This window comes from Candidatus Bathyarchaeota archaeon (assembly GCA_026014465.1).
Lineage (GTDB): Archaea > Thermoproteota > Bathyarchaeia > Bathyarchaeales > Bathycorpusculaceae > JADGNF01.
Map to the genome: position 1 here is coordinate 1 of JAOZID010000004.1, position 19,490 is coordinate 19,490.

The following is a 19,490-nucleotide window of genomic DNA, read 5'->3' on the forward strand; positions in this document are numbered from 1 at the left end:
GGCAGCCACGCCGCTGAGGATAAGAGCTGAAAGCATCTAAGCTCGAAGCCTCTCCTGAAAAGAGGCAACCATTCCAGTTTCACTGGACGAGGGCACCCATAGAAGATGGGTTTAATGGGACTGGGGTGTAAGCTAGAAGCCTTCGGGCGACTAGCTCAGCCTGCGGTTTCCAACCGCCCGAGATGTCGGGTCCTCTGGTATATCTGAGCGATATTTGATGAACTTACAACGTTGTGTCTCAAAAGTTGGCCTATGCGTGGCGGCATTAACGAGATTGCTGCTTCTTTCTTTGCTTTTGATGTTTTCACCTGTTTTAGTAGACCCCCTCCCCCTATGGTTTCTGCATAGAATTGATATTTGGATGCTAATAGGCTGCTAATTGGTTGGGGTCTGTTTGGTGGTTTTGTTTTTTCCGTATCTTAACGTTTCTCTAGAAATTATACTCCTTTGTAACAAAAATCATGGAATTACGGCTCTGGCTTTTAAAAACCTTGAAAGCTCTAACGGGTCACATAAAACCGCTAGATTTGGGTTGTTTATTGAACTCCCATATTGTATGAGTTCAGAAATTACGGAATCTGCTGGGTTTTTTGCTAATACAACTAAGATGTGGTCTGGTCGTGTTCTATATGCTTTAGTTATCTGGTGCGCAATTTTTTCCCAAGTAACCGTCTTTCTGCTTATACTCTTGAAGCCCTTTACGACACATGAAAAAGTTGTTGCTTCATCATTAACCTTAACTGAAAAATGTTCCAAATCTGCAACTTCAAGTGACGTGTCTTTTGCTCTTCCCCTGCAATTTGTTGCGTTTTTTTCTCTTAATGAATCGACCAGCGTTTCTTGTATCTTATCTTCAGGTAAATCCGTTAGATTAGCAGTTGATTTTTTTCCTTCAACAACTGATACTGATAACGTCTCTGGAAATATGTCCGAGAAGGTTAATGGTTCGACTTCTCGGTAATCTAATAATAGGTCAAGTATCTCTTCGAGCGGAATTACTTTTATGAAACGGTTAACGTCAATATTATTTAAATAGAAAAAGGGGCTTTCAAACGCCTTTATGATCTTTGTGAGTTCTTCTTTCGAATGCGGCGCATTTTTGATGACATGGTGTGTTAGCTTAGAGCTAAATCTATCGTAGTCTTTCCACCCTCTTAATAGAACTGGATTAAGCACTCTATTGGTTATCGCTATTTCTAGGCTGGGATTAATTTTCAGAGACCTCGTTTTTTTGTGATGCCAGAAATTGCTCTCTAACAGACTCATCTATTCTTAATGTTTTGACCCATTGGTGCTTCGCGTAGACCGGACTGCCACCTTTGGTTTCTTCTAATGGGTATATCAACCCATTTTTTTCTAAATGGTCAAAAGCACGCCATATAGTTGGTTGCTTTCCACCAACTTTTTCTTGAATTTCTTTACGGCTTTTTATTCCGTCAATCTCAAGAAAAACGCTTATCCTTGTATGGTTACCTGCAAGAGCCTTCTCAACTAGTTTCATGTATTTTTCTCGGTTGAAATGCACGCTAACTTCTTGTGCTTGTTTGATTTCTCTGATGTCTCGCTTAATGTTTATAATTTCTCTTGCGGTATCTACTGTTTCTGGCATTTACATCACCTTAAAATATTTGCTCGTGAACTTGTTTACCATCCTTTTCGGCTGTTCTAATTAATCCTTCGCGTCGAAGGATGCTAATATATGAGCCTACATACTCAGGTGTTTTCTTAAGTATTTGTGTTAAGTCTTGCGTAGTTTTTGTGCCATCACATAAGTCGTAGATTTGACGTTTAATCGTTCCCTCCTTGAGCAATCCTCTCTTTATCTTTGAAAGGTTTTCTTGATTTGCGAGAAGAAACAATGAGTTCTGTTCCTGAAGAACCCTTAGAATATCGCTTAGTAGTTCTTTTTCTGATTTATCAGGCATTTCTTTTTACCTTTTCCTCATTTTTGACTTGCTGTCTTTTCTTCTTGTTTAATTGTGTACTGTGGAATAGCAATACCAACCTCTTCTAAATCAAAAGACCGCTTAAATCTGGACCCCCCTTTTACTGGAATACTTTCCCCTAATCCTTGTTTTAACCAAACCTGCCATATATCAAATATTGTTCTCGTGCTTCCAATGTTGACGATTTTTGCGATTTCCACAGTTCCACGTGTACCATCGCTTAAATGATAAGCAAGCTTTTTAGCTTCAGTATCTAAACTCGATAAGAGAATGGCTTTAGCTTCCTTTATCCCTGCGAATTTTAACCATTTCAGAATTTCACGCAGTATTTTAGTTTGTTCCGATTCGTTGGTAGTCATTATTGTTTAGCTCCTTCACCACTAAAATCCGACAATTTATGTTCCTCTTGTTTTTCCTGCTTTGTACTATTTGGGGATGTTTTGCTTTGTTCCTGTGGTTCTTCTTTAGTTTCAGCAAAAACTAGATTCAACCAGGATGGAGGGACATAATCTAATGTTTTTACAGGTGGTTTTTTGGGGGTGTAAGCGACTAAGTCTGCGGCTGATGCGCTGTCAAGGAAACGGGATACAGTCATCAAGCTCACTCCAACCTCTGTTGCAAAATCCTTCGGCATGCGTTTTCCATCAATTAAAACCCACATTTTTTTACGAGCCTCATTGTCTGCAACCTTTTCTAGTTCATTGTCAATTTGTGCAGAATTTGATAGTAACAGAATTTTTGAAATCTTTCTCAACTCATTGAGCACTAAGTTGTCCTGATTTGTTAAGGTCATTTCATTCCTCCCTTTTTGTTTTGGTTCTCTGGGACTAAGATAGTCTCTTCACCAGTTGTTTTTTTTGTTAATTTTAAGTTATTCACAGACTTTTTCTTTCTAATAGTGCTAAGGACGACATAGATGTTTTCGGGTGTTTTGTTTAGGAACTTGGCGATATCTACTGGTCTGAATCCAAGCGAATCTAATAATTCTATTTTCCCTTTCTCTTCGGGGATTTCCCTAACAATTTCTATTGCTTGAAGCCTAAGTAGTTTATCAATCTTGTCTGAAATTTCTTTCAAGATTTGGTCAGAAGTACTCATTGCTTTGTCTCCCGAACAGTTTCTCCTTGGCTTGTTTCCGTTACTCGCTGTTCATCTTCACTGAGGCTTTTTCTCTTTGTATTTTCTTTTTTCTTTTCTCTTGAAGTAAGTTCACAAATGTTGATGCCTAGTTCTCGGAGAGTGAAAAGCGCTTTGTTCTTATGGTCAACAAGTCCAGCTTCAATAAATTTGGTTACCCAATTGCTAATGGTTTTTTGAGGGACTCCTGTTTCTTCTTGAATTTTTTGTTGGGACTTATCCTCATTAAGTCTCTCGTAAACTTGTGCTTTCTCAAGGGTATCTACTGTACTTTTGGCGATGGTTCGTGATGCGATAGCGGCGGTAATGCGCAAATATGTTCTAATATCGTTTAGGATTTTGTCGGTTTCACTCATTGTTTTCTGCCTCAGATTGTGCTTGGTGTTTGCTGTTAGGTGGTTGTGGTAATTTAGGTACTGAAAGGCCCACTTCCTCCAAAGAACAAATCCGTTGACATCTGCCCTGATATGCGGTCGATGGTTCTACAATACCCATCTTACTCCATTTTCGCCAATATAACGCGACTGTGTTATGGCTTCTTATGCCTGCGAGTTTTGCAACTTCCCTAGTTCCTCTGGTGCCGTTAGAAAACTCGTATGCGCAAGCAGCCACCTCATCGTCTCCTATTTCTTGGGCTAAAATGTTTTTGAGTTGTTGCATGCCTGCAAACCTTGTCCATTTTAGAAGCTCATTTATTTTAAATTCAATTTTTTTAAGGGTTTCTAACTCTTCTGACACTATCCCCATTCCCCTTTGTATGTGTGGGGGAATCTTGTATTTAAGTTTTATTAAGTTTGTGAATAAAAGGGGTCTCTATTTATGTCTTATATATAAATTTATTGTTTTGTTATTCGTGGTTGTAAAAGTAAATTGTTCGTTCAACATTTGAGATTATGGCTGATGGTTTGGTTACCTTTTGATGTTATATGCGTTGGGAGTATGATTGTCCAAAACATGCTTTTGTACTGCCTATTTGGTGTCCCGTGTGTATTTCCTCTTTTTTGTTTTTCCGTAATTGATATATGTGGTTTTTTTGAAGTGTTGTGCATTGGTGTTGGGTTGGCTGGTGACGTATCGTCCTCTTTGAGTTAGTCTCTGTTAGTTTGCTGGTTTTGGTACTTGGGATTTTGCTTGACATCGCCCTAGGCGACCCCTCCCCAAACAGCCCCTACGCCGCCTACTACAAAATACACCCCACCGTACTGATGGGCAACTACATCGCATGGCTCAAACGCCACCTAAAACACCCCAACCCACACACAGAAAAACTCCACGGCATCGTATTGGGCATAGCGGCGGTTTTGACGTTTGCGTTGCCTACATTTTTGGGGCTCTGGGCAATCTGGCTCCTCTTTGGCACCATCAACTTCTGGTTAGGCGTAGCTGCATACGCAATCATAGGCGTTGTGCTGGTCAAGTTCACCGTGTGCATCAAGCTCGAAACAGACTGGGCGAAAGCTGCCGCCAAAGCCATAGCCAACGACGACTTAGCCGAAGCCCGCAAATACGCGCACTTCTCACGCCGCGACAGCTCAAACCTCAACGGGTCCCAAATCAGCTCGGCAGTCATCGAATCCATGGCAGAAAACCTCATAGACTTCAAACTCTCCCCCATCATCTTCTACTCCCTCTTTGGCGTTACAGGAGCCATAGCATTTCGCGTAGTCAACACCCTAGACGGCATGGTAGGTTTCAAAGACAAAGAAAACCTCAACATCGGTTGGTTTAGCGCCAACCTAGACCACCTCATAAACTTCATCCCCTCACGCCTAACAGGCATCCTCATAATCGCCGCCGCCGCAGTTCTTCGCTACGACTACAAAACCGCCTGGAGTATCGCCCGTCGTGACCACCTAAAAACCCAAAGCCGCAACCACGGATGGCCCATGGCAGCTATGGCAGGCGCATTACATGTGCAGTTTGAAAAGCCTGGAAAATACATCTTAGGCGACCCACAAGAGGCGCTGGATGCAAGCAAAATCTTGATGGCGCTAAAAATCCGTGACGTCGCCATTGTCCTGTGCATTTTGATGTTTTTGCCCGTGCTAATTCTGGTTAGGCTCTTTGTTTTCCCATTCTAACTGCGGATTTGCACAATCTATTAATCGCGCCTTGGGCATGTTGGCTTAAGATGCTAACAGTAATGTTTGATGCCGCCTCTGACCCTCAAGTTAACCTTGGCTTTTTCGCTGTAGGTGTGGGAGGTGCCTGAACGTGCGTGTTTGTTTGATTAATCCGCCGCGTATCCAGCCTAAGCTTTGGGGGAAACCCGCTGCTTTTCAGCCTTTAGATATTGCGTATGTCGCCGCAGTGTTAGAACAGAAAGGCTACGCTGTAAGCATCATGGATTGTCCTACGCAGGGCTGGGCAAATCTACAGGAAATTGACGGCGTCAAATACCGCTTAGGGCTGTCTAACGAGCAGATTGCCCAACGTATCCAGCAATGGAAGCCTGACTTTGTGGTGATTTCGGTTCCCTTTAGCGGATGGTGGCAAACCGCCTTCGAAACCGCCACAGCCGTGAAAACCACCAACCCTAGCATCAAAACCGCGCTTATCGGGTTGCATCCTTCGGCTAAACCCCAAGAAAGCCTTGCGCAGCCAAACATTGACTACGTGGTAATGGGCGAACCCGAACTCACTGTTTTGGAGCTTGCGGATGTTCTTGAAAAGGGCGCTTCTGATGTGCAGCTTCAAAACGTCAAAGGCTTGGGCTTTCTGCTAAACGGCAACCCCGTCATAAACCCGCCCCGCCCAGTCATTGAAGACCTTGACTCGTTGCCTTTCCCCGCGCGGCATCTGCTTCCTATGAAGGAGCTTTTTGCAGCGGTCAAGGAGGTTCCCATACGCGGAGAACTACGCAAGCCCTGCGCCCGCATCCTAACCAGCCGAGGCTGCCCCAACACCTGTATCTTCTGTAGCAACCACATTGTCATGGGTAGAAAATGGCGTGCCCGCAGCCCTGAAAACGTTGTTGATGAGCTTGAACAACTTGTGCGCGAGTATGGGGTGGAGCAGGTGGATTTTGAGGATGATAATTTGACGTTTGATAGGGAGCGTATGGTTCGGATTTGTGATTTGATGGTGGAGCGGGGTTTGAAGTTGGAGTGGTTTACGCCTAATGGTGTGAGGGCTGACCGTTTGGATGAAGAACTGCTTAGGAAGATGCGCAAGTCAGGATGCCAGCGAATTTACATTGCTCCTGAGTCGGGTGTGCAGCGCGTGGTGGATACGATTATTAAGAAGAATCAGGATCTGCGCAAGGTCGAGCAAGCTGTTGTTGCGGCGCGTAAGGTTGGCATCAAAGTTAGCTGCTTTTTTATTATCGGTTTTATCGGTGAAACCAAGCAGGACATTCAAGCTACCATAGACTACGCTTACCGACTGCGGCAACTGGGCGCTGACCGCTTCTACTTTAGCTACGCCACGCCTCTGGTGGGCACCGAACTGTTTAGGCAAGCAAAAGAAGGCGGCTACCTGAGCGCGGAGTTTAGCGACGAAGCCTTAGCCTCAGCTCAACCCCTTATCCAAACCCCCCAATTCACCGCAACCGAACTCCAAGAACTCTGCGGCAAAGCCATGATGGTAAACCCCGTACTCAACCGCGACCGCCTCATACGCGCCCTACGCAACCCCAAAAAAGCCCTCAACATCCTAATCGGCAGAACCCGCGCAGCCCAAAAACAAAAACAATAACCTATCTATTTTTCGCCAGCAAGTAGACGCCAACGCCCAACAGTGGAATTAGCCAGAGTTCTCCAAAGCTTGCTAGGTAGGCGGCGTTGACGTTGAAGCAAAATATTACGAAGATGATTGTGTGTAGGCTTAGTAGTATAGCGGATGCCCCCCAGAGTTTGAGGGTTTTTGGGGTGAGGGTTTTGTGGTGTAGGTATGTTTTTGTTGCGAGAGCGGCGAAGGCTGCTGAGAGGGTGAGTGTGATGGCGGTGTTGGAGAATGCTATAAGTCTGGGTGGGATAATGAGCCAGATTGCGCCTTCTAATGCTGCCATTTCTGTCCACTTGAATATGTACATGAACCATATGGCAACCACGTAGCACAGGCACGCTAAAACCGTTAATCTGACAAGAGACGCAGAGTTTTCTGGGGCAGCGCTGGATGTTTTTTTGAGTCTTCGACTAAGCAAGATGAGCACAGGCGAAATCAATGCAATTTGCACTCCCAAAGTCCCAATTAAGCAAAGCCTAGACGTTATGGGCAGCGAAGAAAAACCTGCTAAGTAGTAGATGGAGGGTATGAATGAAAGGAAATATATGCCTTCTAAGAGCAAGGCTTTAGATATTCGGTTTTTGGCGGGTCCTATCAGCGGGTTTCCTGTTTTTTGGATGGCTGCAAATGCAAGAACAGCAAAAGCTGCGGCGACGAGGCGGATCAGCAAACCAAAAAACCCTGCGTACTCCATCACGTAGGACACCGCTAAACTATACGAGTTGACTTGTTGAAGCCCAGCGGCAGGGTAGAAACTCTCTGGATGCAAAGTGATATCTATCATCCACGGGATGGTCTTTGCCGCCCAATACAACGCGTACGTAAAAAAGCAGCAAATCATGATTAGAATCAACGCTTTAGCAGTCAAAGACCATTTTATCATCGTGGATGCACCTAAAAGCCCATTTGGGCTTGCAGATTCATAGATTCCTGTTAACCTCTTGAAGATTTAACTTTTGTCGCAAAAACGCTTACGGCTTTAGCTGTTGATGGGCTCGCTGCAGCTCTTCGATGATTTGCAGGTTATAGGGGCATTTGCCTGTGCATTCGCCACACCGCGTACACTTGTCAGCTTTGATTTGAAGTCCGCTGTAGAGTTTTCGCGCCCAATTCTCCAAACCGTAAACCTCAAAGAAAGCCTTGAACCGCAACGTCGCAGCTATATCCACGCCTTCAGGGCAAGAGGGGCAGCATTCACAGTCCCGACAGTAATCCCCCAACGAGACATCAAAGCGCTCTTGTTCTTCACGGGTCAACCCCGCATAACTGTTCCCCGCCTGCGCCGCAACCTCCACCTCGCCGACGGACTGCAACCCCACAACCGCCACGCTAATGTCCTGAGCCAAAAGAAACCGCAACGCGCTTTGCACCCGCTCCTCAACGGTTTGTCCAAGCAGGGCTTTCAAATCAGGCTCATCACTGAGCAGCGAAAGTGAGGGTTGGTAGAAGCAGGTTATGAGTTTGCTCGTTTTCGCCATGAGCGGCTTCATCACGGCGACGCCGACGTCGTGGGTTTTTGCGGTGGGCAATAGTTCTTCGAGGGCTTGGCGGGTTACGATGTTGAGTGGGACTAGGATGCTGTCGAATTCGCCTGTTTCTATGGCTTTGATTAGAACGCGGGGTCGGTGTCCTGTGATGCCGATGTGGTCTACTAAGCCTTGGCGTCGTGCCTGCTTGCACATCTGAAGCACCCCATCTTCGCCTGTGGCTTTGCGCAGGGTTTTTTCGCTATCTATTCCGTGGAGCTGGATGATGTCTAATCGGTCGGTCTGCAGATGCTCAAGGCTCTCTTTAAGATCATGAAGCGACTCGCCCTTGGTTCGCGACCCCGTCTTCGTAGCTATCACGCATTCGTCTCGAACATCCTTGAGCGCCAACCCGATTTTCTCTTCGCTGTCCCCGTCAAGCTTTGCCGTATCAAAATAAGTAACCCCCAAATCAAACGCGCGCTGCACAACTTCTACGGCTTGGGGTTTGGTTAGCTGCGAAATCCATGTGCCGCCAAAACCAACCTGCGACACCTGCAGCCCTGTTCTGCCCAGCCTGCGCTTTTGCATCCCGCTTTCACCTTTAGCTGCGTGAAGTCAGCAGTTTGAAGCCCTGCTTGAGTACGGGTAATGCGCCGTCTTGCCTGATTTTGCGCAGGATTCGTTTGGGGGAGCGGTGAAAATCTTTGTGGAAGCGCCGCTGGATTTCCATGACTTTCTTGTAGTCAAACTCTGAAGTTTTTGCTGCCAGCAGGAAGTCGTCGAGTTTGTCGTAGTTGCCGCTTTGCAGGATTTCTTCGTAGAGTAGGCTGTCGGGGTAGGCGATGAAGACGTTGAATTGGCACAGGTCGGGGTCGAGTTTTTTGGCGAACTTGAAAGTGGCTTCCATGTCCGCGAGGGTTTCGCCTGGGATGCCCAGGATGAAGCTGCATGCGATTTGGATGCCCTCTTGCCTGACCAGTTTGAAAGTTTTTTCGGTTTGCTCCAAGCTAATGTTCTTGTTAAGCTTCTTTAGAATATGCGGTGCACCTGATTCTACTCCAAACCAGATAGTCTTGCAGCCTGCCTCACGCATGCTACCCAAAAGCTCCCTGTTAATCATGTCCACGCGGGTATCGCAAATCCACTGTAAATCCAGATTTTCCTGTTTCATCAGGTTGCACAGTTGTAGGGTTTCTTTTTTGCGTATTGTGAAATTGTCGTTGATGAAGTAGATGCCTTTGGAGCCGTGCTTGTTGACCATGTAGTTGATTTCATCGAGTACACGCTGGGGACTAAAGAAACGGCAGGAGGGTCCCCACATTTTTCGGGTTTCACAAAAGGCGCAGTTAAACGGGCACCCGCGTATGATGCTCATGATGTCTACGGGTTCTACATCCAAAAACTCCATAGTACGGTCGTACAAGTGCATGGGCAGCAGATGTCTTGCGGGGAACGGGAGCTCGTCAAGGTTGCTTATGAATTTGGGTGGGTTCTTTAGGATTTTATCGCCAAAACGGTACGCAAGCCCTCCGATGGCTCCTAAGACCATGTTTTTTTCGCCTTCCAAAACGTACGTGGCAAGTTCGACCATGGCGCGTTCGCCTTCACCCATTATCACGTAGTCGATTTCGGGGTGCGCGAGCATGCTATCAGGCATGTACGAGGGGTGCCATCCGCCTACGACGACTTTGCAGCTTGGCGCGACCTCTTTGATGGCAGCTGCGGTTTCTACACATTTGTGGTATGTGGCGCTGCTGCAGGTCATGCCCACGATTTCAGGGTTTAATTTTTTGATTAACTGTTTAACTTCTTCTATGGGTTTTTTCTGCAAATAATTATCTAGCATCTGCACTTCAAAACCCGCCTTCTCAACTGCCCCCGCAACATACGACAAACCCAACGGCGGAAACTTTCTGCCCAAATACCACGGCGCATTATCAGGCGGCGCAGTAGTCATCAACAAAATCAAACTAACTTTCCTCTTTTGCTGTCCATCGCCCATGCTCGAACTAAATATTTCATGTCAGCTAAAATATAAACGTGTTTGCCAAACCCTAACGCTGCAGAAAAGAAAGAAAAACGATTTGACGGATAGTTGCCGCCAACGTTTAGTTTTTAGCTGGTTAGTCTGGCGACGAAGTCTGCGCTACGGACGCTTAGGTCTTCGCCTGTTCCGATTTTCACAACAACCGCATCCGCCAAAACATCCGCGTTAGGCAACTCGGCAAGAGCATTTGTAATCATTTCTATATCACTGGGTTCTTCAGGACCTGAACCGCTGCCAAAAACCCCCAAGACTATGCCCTGTGTTGAGGTTATGTTGCCCAAAAAGTCTTTTACGGAAGCTGTTGGGACACCCGCGTATATTGGGCTGCCTGCCACGATGATTTTGTAGCCTGAAATGTTTGCTGCTGCTTCACTTCTCACTCCCGCTAACGTCACCGTGTAGCTCTGGTTTTGCAGGTCATAAGCTACAGCTTGTGCAACGCCTTTTGCTGCGCCTGTAACGCCAGGGTCATAAACCACCAACGCTGAACCAACAGAAGCGCCCATAGGCGAGAGGGTCTCTGAATCCGTAGCCATGTACGCAGAAAAATCCGTGGCAACTGCCACACCAAAAACTATGCCTATACCAACCACTATGGCAACAATTTTGATGAAGATTTTAGGAATTCCCATGCCATTTTTCTCCTGTATGCCACAAATAAACCCAAAGCAGCAAGTCTGTATATAAGACTATACGCAACTAAAAAACGGTTTTGAACTCCATATCGCCGTTTGGTGTGCACATGTAGGGTTAGGTTTGGAATTTTTGTTTTAGGGCGTCTACGAGTTTTTGGTTGTCTTGCTTTGAGCGTACTGTTAATCTAAAGTAGGTGTTGCTTAACCCAACAAAGGTGCTGCAGTCGCGAATTAGCAAGCCCTGCCGTGCAAAATCCTCTCGAAGCTGCGTCGCCGTCATGTCAGGTGCAGTAATTTTCACCAGCAAAAAGTTGGTTTCTGAGGGGAAAACGTGCAGTCCTCCGATTTCCATGATTTTCTTGGCGAACTCTGCTTTCTCTGCGGCGATGGTTTGTTTAGTGTTTTGGATGAATTCAGTGTCATGGAACGCGGCGGTTGTGGCTACTTCTGCAAGGCTGTTTATACTCCACGGCTGGCGCACCGTCTGCAACTTGTCAATTAGACTTTTGGCGGCTATGGCGTAACCAAACCGTATGCCTGGCATGCCGTAGAACTTGGTGACCGAGCGTATGACAAAGAGGTTTTCGTACTGCGTGGTGTAGCCTGCTACGGTGGCGTTTTCTCCGTCGGGGGCAAATTCAATATAGTTCTCATCCACGCTAACGATTATGCCTTTTTTCTGGCAAAACTCCGTGATTTCCAAGATGGTGTTTTTGGTGTAGAGCGTTCCTGAGGGGCTATGGGGATTGCAGATGTAGATGATTTTGGTGTCGTCGGTGACTGCTTTTTTGATGCTTTCAACTTCCAACGCGAAATTAAATGGCAACTGCACAAAGATTACTTCGCCGCCAACCCGCAACACCGCTTTTTCGTACTCGGTGAACGAGGGCACAGGGATAACTGCGCGGAATTTGCCTTCGAAGGCGTCAGTAATCATGTAAATCAGCTCGATGGAGCCGTTTCCCAGCAAGATATTCTCGGCTTTTACGCCGTGTCCCACGTAAGCTGCAATTTCTTCTTTGAAGTCTACGGGGTCGGGGTCGGGGTAGAACCGCACCAGCTTGGCGCAGTCTTGCAAGGCTTGCAGGGCTTTGGGTGAAGGTCCCAAATAATTGATGGGTCCGCTAAAATCCATTACTTTTTCGATGGGGATGTTGTATTTTCGGCTAAAGCCCCAGACGTCGCCGCCGTGGCTTACGAACCGTTTTTTGCTGCAGGGACTTTCCATTTTTGTTTCCTCCATCAAACGTGCGATTTCTGGCTCAAATTTCCATTGGGCTTCGTAGTGGGCGTTGTAGATGCTGACGAGTTTGTAGAGCCAGTAGATGCCGCCTATGCCTAGCGTAGCTATTGTTATGAGGGCATATTTTTTTATCGGTATGGTCTGCGTCATGAACATGCGTTGCGGAAACGCTTGAGCCAAAAACTTGTCCTGATGTGCTTCGTGCACCACCAAGTCTTTGGAGAGCTTGTAGAGCAAAACAAACACAGGCACCACCAAAACAATCGACGCCGCCCACAAAACCGCACTACGCTCTTCACGCAACTCCATGGTCGCAGGCGCCTCTTTACCCTGCTCACGCAAAAACTCAACCACCCGCGCCTCCAACTCTGCCTCACGCTCAAAATGCTTATTACGACTATCCACAAGCCGATAAAACAGCGGAAAAAACGCCGCCCCAAAACTAGCAACCGCCGCCAAAAACCACATAGAAAACCAAGTAACCTTCTCCCTCGCCAATGGATTAAACGTGGCTCTCTGCATAGTCGGCGTCAACTTACGTCACAGATAACCCATAAAACACCCAAACAGACCTAATAAACCGTTGCATCTCCAAGCCTAAACAATTTCTCAACGCCGCACCATTGCAACGCAATAGCCTCATAGTTGCGCCTTGAATTTCCAGTAGTCAGCCAAACTTTATATCCTGTCCTTTGTGCATGGTATTTTAAGATGCAACCTGCTGGCGTGCTGCTTTCCGTTGTTGTTCCCATGTATAATGAGGAGCGGACTATAGGCGATGTTGTTAGGCGTCTGCGGCGGGTTCTTGATGGTTTGGGTTTTGGTTATGAGGTTATTGTGGTTGATGATGGCTCGTTTGATGATTCGTTTGAGGCTGCTTTGGGTCAGGGCGCGCGGGTTTGTCGTTTGAAGCAGCACATGGGTAAGGGTTACGCGTTGCGGGCGGGGTTTGCTAAAGCAAGGGGTGAGTTGGTGGCAACGATTGATTCGGATGGTTCTCATTGCCCTGAGGAGTTGCCCTTGTTGATTAAGCCTCTGCTGAAAGGTGAGGTGGATTTGGTGATTGGCTCGCGTTTTTCGGCGTTGACCTCTGCGACCAGCAGCTGTAACCAAGCGGGCAACAGGCTTTTCAACATCATGATTGGAGTTTTGACCAACGCGTCGGTTTCCGACTCACAGTCAGGTTACCGCGTCATGTCCCGCCGCGTCCTTGGCACCATGAACTTGAAATCAGGCGAATACGAAATAGAATCAGAGATGCTTGTAAAAACCGTGCGGCACGGCTTCAAAATCAAAGAAGTCCCCATAACCTTTGAACAACGCACCTACGGCAGGTCAGGCATAGACCCCCTAAAAGACGGCTTCAAAATCCTACTATCCATCGTATCAGCCTATTTGAGGAGTTAACAACATGACCCCCCCCGCTTACCCAAAGGTTTCAGTAATTGTGACTTGCCGCAACAACCAAGAAACCATCCGCGGCTGCCTCCAAGCCCTAACCGCACAAGACTACCCCAAAAACTACATAGAACTCATCGTCATTGACGCCTGCTCCACCGACAACACCGCAACCATAGCCAAACAATACACCAAACACGTCCACTGCCTACCCATAAACGCCGCCGCCGCATACAACCAAGCCATGAACTTCGCCAGCCACGACATCCTAGGATTTGTAGACGCCGACGCCCAAGTTGAATGCCAATGGCTACAAAAACTAGTGCCCCACCTCGAAGACCCCAAAGTCGCAGGCGTAAGCGGGGACATTGAAACCTGGAACGTCGAAAACCCCATAGCACGCAGCATAGGCTACGAAATCAAAAGCCGCTACAACCGCATCCACAGCTACACAGGCCGCATAGCCACCATGAACCTACTCCTAAAAAAAACGGTCATCGCCGAGGCGGGGGGTTGGGATGAGAACCTGCCCAGCCAATACGACACCGACCTAGGATACCGCATAAGCCAAAAAGGCTACAAAATCGCGTACGAACCCAACGCCAAATGCTACCACTACAACCGCCCAACTATACACGCGTACTGGCGACAGCAAAAACAGTACGGCAAAAACACGCTTAAACTGTACCTTAAGCATTCACACTTGGCTAAGGGTGATGAAATCACGGATTTTGGCATGAACATCCAGCCCGCTCTCATGTTGACGGTACTTGCCCTATTGGTGTTGGGTGCGATTCCTTTGCTGCGGCTGTTGTGGTTTCCTGCGGTGGCGCTACTATCTGGGCTGAGCGTGTATTACGTTTACTTGGCGGCTAAAATCTCGCTACGCTTTGGTGATTGGGCTGCGATGAGTTTGGTGGTGCTGTATTTCGTGCGCGTTTTCGCGTGGCTTGCGGGCGCGGCATCTATGGCTTTCAAGTTACTGTTAGGAAAGGAGAAGATTAAGAGTTGACCAAAATTTGTTTCATAAGCCCTGAATATTGGCCGCTTACCGGCGGCACAGGCAGCTACATCTACTACCTCTCCAACGAGCTGCTCAAAAACGGCTACCAAATCTACATAGTTACAGGTTCAAACCAAACCCGCGACATCCAAGTTAACCCCCAACTCGACGTTTCTTTTCTTAAAATCCCCAAAATGCCCATCATCAAATCCTTCATGCTAGCGGGCAACAGCTACCGCAAACTACAAAGCGTAAAAGATGTCGCCCAAGTAGACATAACCCATCCCCAGTTGCCGTTGACGCCAAATTTTGCCGTACCGCCGCGTTTTGGGAAAACCCTTGTCTGCACCGTTCACTCCACCTGGAAAGGCGAAGCAGAAGCCATACGCGCAGAACCCTACAGCCGACTAAACGCAAACGAAAAATTCTTGGTAAGCTTCAACGGGTTCTTACGGTTCTTCGAAGAAAGCGTAATGCATCGCGCCCAAAAAATCATAGCCGTTAGCAACTTCACCAAATGGGAACTCACCAACTACTACAACATAGCAGCAAACAAAATCCAAGTCATACACAACGGCGTAGACACCAAAAAATTCCAGCCCACCAACGACAAACGCAAAATCAAAACACAACTAGGCTTTAACCCTGACGACCCCACCATCGTCTCCGTTGGTCGCCTATACGCACGCAAAGGACTCTTCACCTTAATCGAAAGCATACCCGCCGTAACCGCAAAGTTCCCAAACGCCAAATTCATAATATCAGGCAAAGGGCAAAGTGACGAAATGAAAAAACTCCTCTCTCACGCAGAGCGCCTTGGCGTAAGAAACAACATGATATTCACGGGATACACCCCTGATAAGGAGCTGCCTAAGCTGTATCAAGCCGCGGACGTTTTTGCTTTCTCCACGTTTTATGAGCATCATCCCTTCGCCGTTTTAGAAGCCCTCTCTACGGGGTTGCCTGTCGTAACCACCAACGTAGGGGGCATATCCGAAACCATCACAAACGGCAAAAACGGGTTCATGTGCCAACCCTTCAACTCCCAAGAATTCTCAGACCGTATCCTCTACCTGCTAGAGCACCCCAAAGAAGCCGCAGAAATGGGGTACCAAGCACGCAAAACCATCGAAGAGCAACTTGACTGGAGCATAGTTGTCAAAGACGCCATAAAAGTCTACAACCAAGTCCTATCTGGAACATAGCAATCGCGTTGGTGAAGCTTGCTTGCTAGTAGGTTAGTTTGTTTGTTTCTTTAAAGTATTGGATGACCTTTGCGTTTTGTTCTTGCATGCCACTGGACGGCTCAAAAGTGTGGTATAGCCTTACTGCGTGGTTGTCTGTTAAATCTGAGGGGAAAAAGATGGTGACTTTTGAAGGCGGGGGAATGAGGGACATGGATGCTGTTCTGAAGAGGCCTTGGTAAATTTCTTCGCCATCTATCTTAACCACACCTACAGACCTGTACAGGTCTTCGCCCATCTGTGTTAGCCGCTGGGAGGCTTGGTCGGTGAGGATTACTTCTTGGCTTGTAGCGTTAAAAGATAAGATGTCCGTGTCAGAAACCAGTACACTGTTGTCTTCCAAAAAAGCCAGCTTGAACCCGCCTTCCGACGAGGACAACCATGCACCTCTGGACGCCCACAAACCCGCAAGTGCCACAACCGCAACCAGCAAGACGCTAACCCAAATCCGCTTCTTCATAACTGACCCTTCACGAAATTTATAATTCGGTACGTATTTAAGCCTAAACATTGGAACAGCAACGCTTTCCAGAAAAACTATCCTTGTGCGTGCTGGTTCTGCTACTGCGTTGCCGTTGGGTTTTGTTTTCTGCGCCACCACACCGCAACAACCGCTATCGTTACGCCTACGGCAAGCATCACCGCCCAGCTTGAAAGCTCAACGCCCAGAAACGTAGGCGCCTGTTTAGGCACACTGATAACTACTTCGTGTGAACTGTGGTTGTACTCAAAATAAAGCTCCCATGCACCATCATCAAAGGTAAACATGTACTCGATTGCCTCACCATCTAAAAACACCGTTACGTGTTTGCTTGTGTCTTTGTGGGGAATCAGGTCTTCTGCGATTTTGCACCACATGTAACCTGTTGTCCCTGAGGCGCCCGTAACCGTAAACGTGAACTCGGAGCTTGTCTGGTTAAACGCAAGGTCAGTGACTGTGCTATTTGACCCTATCACGGCAAAACAGTCGCCAATGCTGCTGTTTGAGGCGGGGCTACCTGCTACCGACAAATCAAAATCCGTTGCACCAGTAAACGATACTGCCGTATTTGCCCCTGTCGAAGAAATCAGCCCAAATACAACCGCAACGGTTAGGAACATGTTCAAGCGATGTTTCATGGCATATTCGCCAAACAAACTTGCCTCTGCACAGTATTAAATCCTTTTGCACGCACCGTTGAACTTTGGTTGAACAAACGCGTAAAATTATGCGACCTCTACAGCTTCTCCGCGGTATGATTTGGTGACTTTTTGGAAGAGCTTGACGACATCAAGGCTGCAGAAGAATAGTTTGGTGAGGTATTCGTGTTTGTAGATTTCGATTTGGGCTTTCACGGGTAGGTCGATTTTGGGGGGTTCAAAGTGGCGCATGACCTCTGAGATTTGGGCACCTTCAACTTTGATGTCCTGTGTGGGGAAGCTTGTTTTTTTGGCGATGTAGTGAAGGTACGTGTTTTTCCAGTTTAATCCCATGACTTGTGCGGTGACTATGTCGGTGGCTAATGCGTCGGTTCCTGTGAGCATGAGGTTCATTTGGACGGGTTTGCCTTTGGTTGGTCCGTTGCCTTCGATGCCCGTGCGTGCGTCCATGATGGTGATTTTGGGTTTAAACAGCGTGTAGAGCCTATAGAAAACTTCGGGCAGGTATGGATGCAGGTAGATGCGGCGGTTGCTTGGGACGCAACCGAAAAGGTTTTTGAGGGCGCCGCTGTACGCCATGAACTCATGGGTTTTCATCAACGGCAAATCCACCACCACATCAGAATCCATCAACGTCTTGGGTAAAAACAACTCTTTAAGCCGCTCGCCCTTGGAGAACTTGACCTTGACAACCTGGTCTTCGGATAGATTAACGACTTTGGCGCCTGCTCTTTTGACGGCAGCTTCCATGCCTGTCTTCTCAAATGCCAAACGACAAGGGTAATTAAAGCCGTTGGACTCTCCCACAACAACTTCGGAGGCTTTGTCGCGCAAAAGCCCAATGAGTTCCTCGGTGAGTTTTGGGTCGGTGACTACGCCTGGCAGGTACTCGGGGTGGCTCAGGTTAGGCTTTATGAAAATCCGTTGCTTGCCTTGTAGCTGCGCGTCTTTAACTGCCTGCTGCAGGATATCGCTTACGCTGTGCTCTTTGGTCTTGTAAATTCTGACGGTTTGCGGTTTAGCGGTCATGCTGCTGTTGTTTCCTTTGTTTTTTTGCCGTGGGCGCAGCCGGGGTCATCTTGTAGGTAATCGTTGTGGTAGGCGTTGGCTCGGGCTCGGCATCCTCCGCAGATGTACTTGTAGCTGCAGGTTGCGCAGGCGCCTTTGAGGTTTTTGCGGTCTCTTAGGTCGTTAAACAGGGGGCTGTTAAGCCAGATGTCTATGAATTTTTCTTTTTTGAGGTTGCCCACGTTCACAGGGAAGAATACGCAGGGGTGGACGACGCCTTGGGGGCTAAGCGAGCAGTAGAGCCTGCCTGCGCCGCATCCGCCTATGAAGTCTGCGAGGGGAACAGCTTTCTTGCTAACCTTAGCGGTTTGCATGTGCGCCATTGATAAGGTGACTTCGCCTGTTCCGCTGGGACCTTGACACTGCAACGCGACGCGGGCTAGCTGGGGCGCGGTGGTTAAGATGGTGGTTTTGCAGCCCTTTGACATGCGGTTGAGCAAGTAGCGCATGAGTTTTTCGCGTTCCTCCGCCGAGAGGTCCTGATCAAAATGCTCTTTAGCCCTGCCTGTAGGGATGAAGTTGAAGTAAGTGAAACGCTCCACACCCAAGTCTTCGGCTAACGTGATGATGTCAGGCATCTCAGCGAGGTTATTTTTTGTGGCGGTGGTTGCTATGCACGCGCACAAATCCTCTGCGACCGCGTTCTTTAATCCCTGCACGGCTTTATCAAACGCGCCTGGAACACCACGGAAGCTGTCATGAGTTGCTGCGGTGGAGCCGTCTATGCTGATTTCCACGTAATGAATGCTTGATGCTTTGAGTTTTTTTGCCATTTCCTTGGTGAGCAAGGTGCCGTTGGTGGCTACTGACACGTATAAGCCGCGTTTGACTGCGTGTTCTGCGACCTCAAAAAAGTCTTGTCGGCTCAGAGGTTCGCCGCCTGAAAACGCCAACGCCGTCACCCCCGCATCCGCCAACTGGTCCACCACGTCTTTGGCTTCCTCGGTACTGAGTTCTTGTTCTTCGACGGCGCCGCTTTTGCTGTAACAGTGCTTGCATCTTAGGTTGCATTTATGCGTGAAATCCCAGACAACAAGGAAAGGCGCGTACAGGCTCAGAGGCTTGCGGATGCCAAAATGCCTAAACGAACGGGCAATATTCAAAACCGCCCTGCGCGCATACGGGTCAGCTAAGAGCTTGTCAACTTTCTCGCGTTTAACATTGAGGCTCTTGCGCAAAAACTCTACCCAAAACCCGATAATCCGAGAATACGCGCCGCTGCACTCAGCACATTTAGGGTCAGCCTTGCCCACGTAATCATCCAACGCCGCCTCCAAAACTGTTCGCCCACACCTCTCACACCTGCGCAACGAAAGCTCCAGCATCTTCTTAGTTGTAGGCATACTGATGATGGCGTTCCAAAACCTAACGTGACTCAACAAACTCAAAGTAGCGTACTCCCCCGAAACACCAACATATTACATAAAAAAGGCT

General features: G+C 47.7%; 22 protein-coding genes and 1 rRNA gene. 6 read left to right on the forward strand and 17 right to left on the reverse strand.

Annotated elements, in window-relative coordinates:
- A 23S ribosomal RNA gene (locus tag NWF04_00055) occupies positions 1-193 on the forward strand; the annotation flags it as partial.
- Between the two features lie 266 nt (positions 194-459).
- Here the strand turns inward: NWF04_00055 and NWF04_00060 are convergent.
- Genes NWF04_00060 through NWF04_00095 form a run of 8 tightly spaced genes read right to left on the reverse strand, consistent with a single transcriptional unit; the run spans position 460 to position 3,821 of the window.
- Positions 460-1,176, reverse strand: coding sequence for a hypothetical protein (locus tag NWF04_00060; protein ID MCW4004979.1), 717 nt, complete (start codon positions 1,174-1,176; stop codon positions 460-462).
- A 31-nt stretch (positions 1,177-1,207) separates the two neighbouring features.
- Entirely contained in the window at positions 1,208-1,609 is a 402-nt protein-coding gene (locus tag NWF04_00065) for a hypothetical protein (GenBank protein MCW4004980.1), read from the reverse strand.
- 10 nt (positions 1,610-1,619) lie between these two features.
- On the reverse strand, positions 1,620-1,925 hold the full coding sequence (locus tag NWF04_00070) for a hypothetical protein (GenBank protein ID MCW4004981.1): 306 nt from the start codon (positions 1,923-1,925) through the stop codon (positions 1,620-1,622).
- A gap of 17 nt (positions 1,926-1,942) precedes the next feature.
- Positions 1,943-2,305 carry a hypothetical protein gene (locus NWF04_00075; GenBank protein ID MCW4004982.1) on the reverse strand — a complete coding sequence of 121 codons (363 nt, stop codon included), beginning with the start codon at positions 2,303-2,305 and terminating at the stop codon, positions 1,943-1,945.
- Positions 2,305-2,739 (reverse strand): LacI family DNA-binding transcriptional regulator, encoded by a 435-nt coding sequence (locus tag NWF04_00080; GenBank protein ID MCW4004983.1) that lies wholly within the window; start codon positions 2,737-2,739, stop codon positions 2,305-2,307. The genes NWF04_00075 and NWF04_00080 overlap by 1 nt, the downstream gene beginning before the upstream one ends.
- On the reverse strand, positions 2,736-3,044 hold the full coding sequence (locus NWF04_00085; protein MCW4004984.1) for a hypothetical protein: 309 nt from the start codon (positions 3,042-3,044) through the stop codon (positions 2,736-2,738). The genes NWF04_00080 and NWF04_00085 overlap by 4 nt, the downstream gene beginning before the upstream one ends.
- Positions 3,041-3,439, reverse strand: coding sequence for a hypothetical protein (locus NWF04_00090; protein ID MCW4004985.1), 399 nt, complete (start codon positions 3,437-3,439; stop codon positions 3,041-3,043). Before NWF04_00090 ends, NWF04_00085 begins: the two co-directional genes overlap by 4 nt.
- A complete protein-coding gene (locus NWF04_00095; protein MCW4004986.1) occupies positions 3,432-3,821 on the reverse strand; it encodes a hypothetical protein in 390 nt (129 codons plus the stop codon). The genes NWF04_00090 and NWF04_00095 overlap by 8 nt, the downstream gene beginning before the upstream one ends.
- A gap of 365 nt (positions 3,822-4,186) precedes the next feature.
- Here NWF04_00095 and NWF04_00100 point away from each other — a divergent pair, with 365 nt between their 5' ends.
- Together NWF04_00100 and NWF04_00105 are read left to right on the forward strand one after the other, a co-directional pair.
- Positions 4,187-5,164, forward strand: coding sequence for a cobalamin biosynthesis protein (locus NWF04_00100; GenBank protein ID MCW4004987.1), 978 nt, complete (start codon positions 4,187-4,189; stop codon positions 5,162-5,164).
- 133 nt (positions 5,165-5,297) lie between these two features.
- On the forward strand, positions 5,298-6,779 hold the full coding sequence (locus tag NWF04_00105; protein ID MCW4004988.1) for a B12-binding domain-containing radical SAM protein: 1,482 nt from the start codon (positions 5,298-5,300) through the stop codon (positions 6,777-6,779).
- Between the two features lies 1 nt (position 6,780).
- Here NWF04_00105 and NWF04_00110 read toward each other — a convergent pair whose 3' ends face one another.
- The 5 genes from NWF04_00110 to NWF04_00130 all read right to left on the reverse strand — a co-directional run bounded on the left by NWF04_00110 (position 6,781) and on the right by NWF04_00130 (position 12,701).
- On the reverse strand, positions 6,781-7,692 hold the full coding sequence (locus NWF04_00110) for a hypothetical protein (protein ID MCW4004989.1): 912 nt from the start codon (positions 7,690-7,692) through the stop codon (positions 6,781-6,783).
- 88 nt (positions 7,693-7,780) lie between these two features.
- Complete coding sequence (locus NWF04_00115; protein ID MCW4004990.1) at positions 7,781-8,866, reverse strand: aldo/keto reductase; 1,086 nt, start codon at positions 8,864-8,866, stop codon at positions 7,781-7,783.
- Positions 8,867-8,879: 13 nt separating this feature from the next.
- Positions 8,880-10,247, reverse strand: a complete 1,368-nt coding sequence (locus NWF04_00120) for a B12-binding domain-containing radical SAM protein (protein MCW4004991.1) — start codon at positions 10,245-10,247, stop codon at positions 8,880-8,882.
- 146 nt (positions 10,248-10,393) lie between these two features.
- Positions 10,394-10,957, reverse strand: a complete 564-nt coding sequence (locus tag NWF04_00125; GenBank protein MCW4004992.1) for a hypothetical protein — start codon at positions 10,955-10,957, stop codon at positions 10,394-10,396.
- A 118-nt stretch (positions 10,958-11,075) separates the two neighbouring features.
- Positions 11,076-12,701 (reverse strand): histidinol-phosphate aminotransferase family protein, encoded by a 1,626-nt coding sequence (locus NWF04_00130; GenBank protein ID MCW4004993.1) that lies wholly within the window; start codon positions 12,699-12,701, stop codon positions 11,076-11,078.
- Between the two features lie 213 nt (positions 12,702-12,914).
- On the opposite strand from NWF04_00130, the gene NWF04_00135 reads away from it, so the two are divergent.
- Genes NWF04_00135 through NWF04_00145 form a run of 3 tightly spaced genes read left to right on the forward strand, consistent with a single transcriptional unit; the run spans position 12,915 to position 15,809 of the window.
- Positions 12,915-13,610, forward strand: coding sequence for a glycosyltransferase family 2 protein (locus NWF04_00135; GenBank protein ID MCW4004994.1), 696 nt, complete (start codon positions 12,915-12,917; stop codon positions 13,608-13,610).
- A gap of 4 nt (positions 13,611-13,614) precedes the next feature.
- Positions 13,615-14,613: a glycosyltransferase gene (locus tag NWF04_00140; protein ID MCW4004995.1), complete on the forward strand. Its 999-nt coding sequence runs from the start codon at positions 13,615-13,617 to the stop codon at positions 14,611-14,613.
- Complete coding sequence (locus NWF04_00145; GenBank protein MCW4004996.1) at positions 14,610-15,809, forward strand: glycosyltransferase family 4 protein; 1,200 nt, start codon at positions 14,610-14,612, stop codon at positions 15,807-15,809. The genes NWF04_00140 and NWF04_00145 overlap by 4 nt, the downstream gene beginning before the upstream one ends.
- Before the next feature lie 25 nt (positions 15,810-15,834).
- Here the strand turns inward: NWF04_00145 and NWF04_00150 are convergent, their stop codons facing one another.
- The 4 genes from NWF04_00150 to NWF04_00165 form a co-directional block, all read right to left on the reverse strand.
- Entirely contained in the window at positions 15,835-16,308 is a 474-nt protein-coding gene (locus NWF04_00150) for a hypothetical protein (GenBank protein MCW4004997.1), read from the reverse strand.
- A gap of 101 nt (positions 16,309-16,409) precedes the next feature.
- Positions 16,410-16,967 (reverse strand): hypothetical protein, encoded by a 558-nt coding sequence (locus tag NWF04_00155; GenBank protein ID MCW4004998.1) that lies wholly within the window; start codon positions 16,965-16,967, stop codon positions 16,410-16,412.
- A gap of 87 nt (positions 16,968-17,054) precedes the next feature.
- A complete protein-coding gene (locus NWF04_00160; protein MCW4004999.1) occupies positions 17,055-18,017 on the reverse strand; it encodes a DUF362 domain-containing protein in 963 nt (320 codons plus the stop codon).
- Positions 18,014-19,444 carry a radical SAM protein gene (locus NWF04_00165; GenBank protein MCW4005000.1) on the reverse strand — a complete coding sequence of 477 codons (1,431 nt, stop codon included), beginning with the start codon at positions 19,442-19,444 and terminating at the stop codon, positions 18,014-18,016. The genes NWF04_00160 and NWF04_00165 overlap by 4 nt, the downstream gene beginning before the upstream one ends.
- Positions 19,445-19,490: the final 46 nt, after the last annotated feature.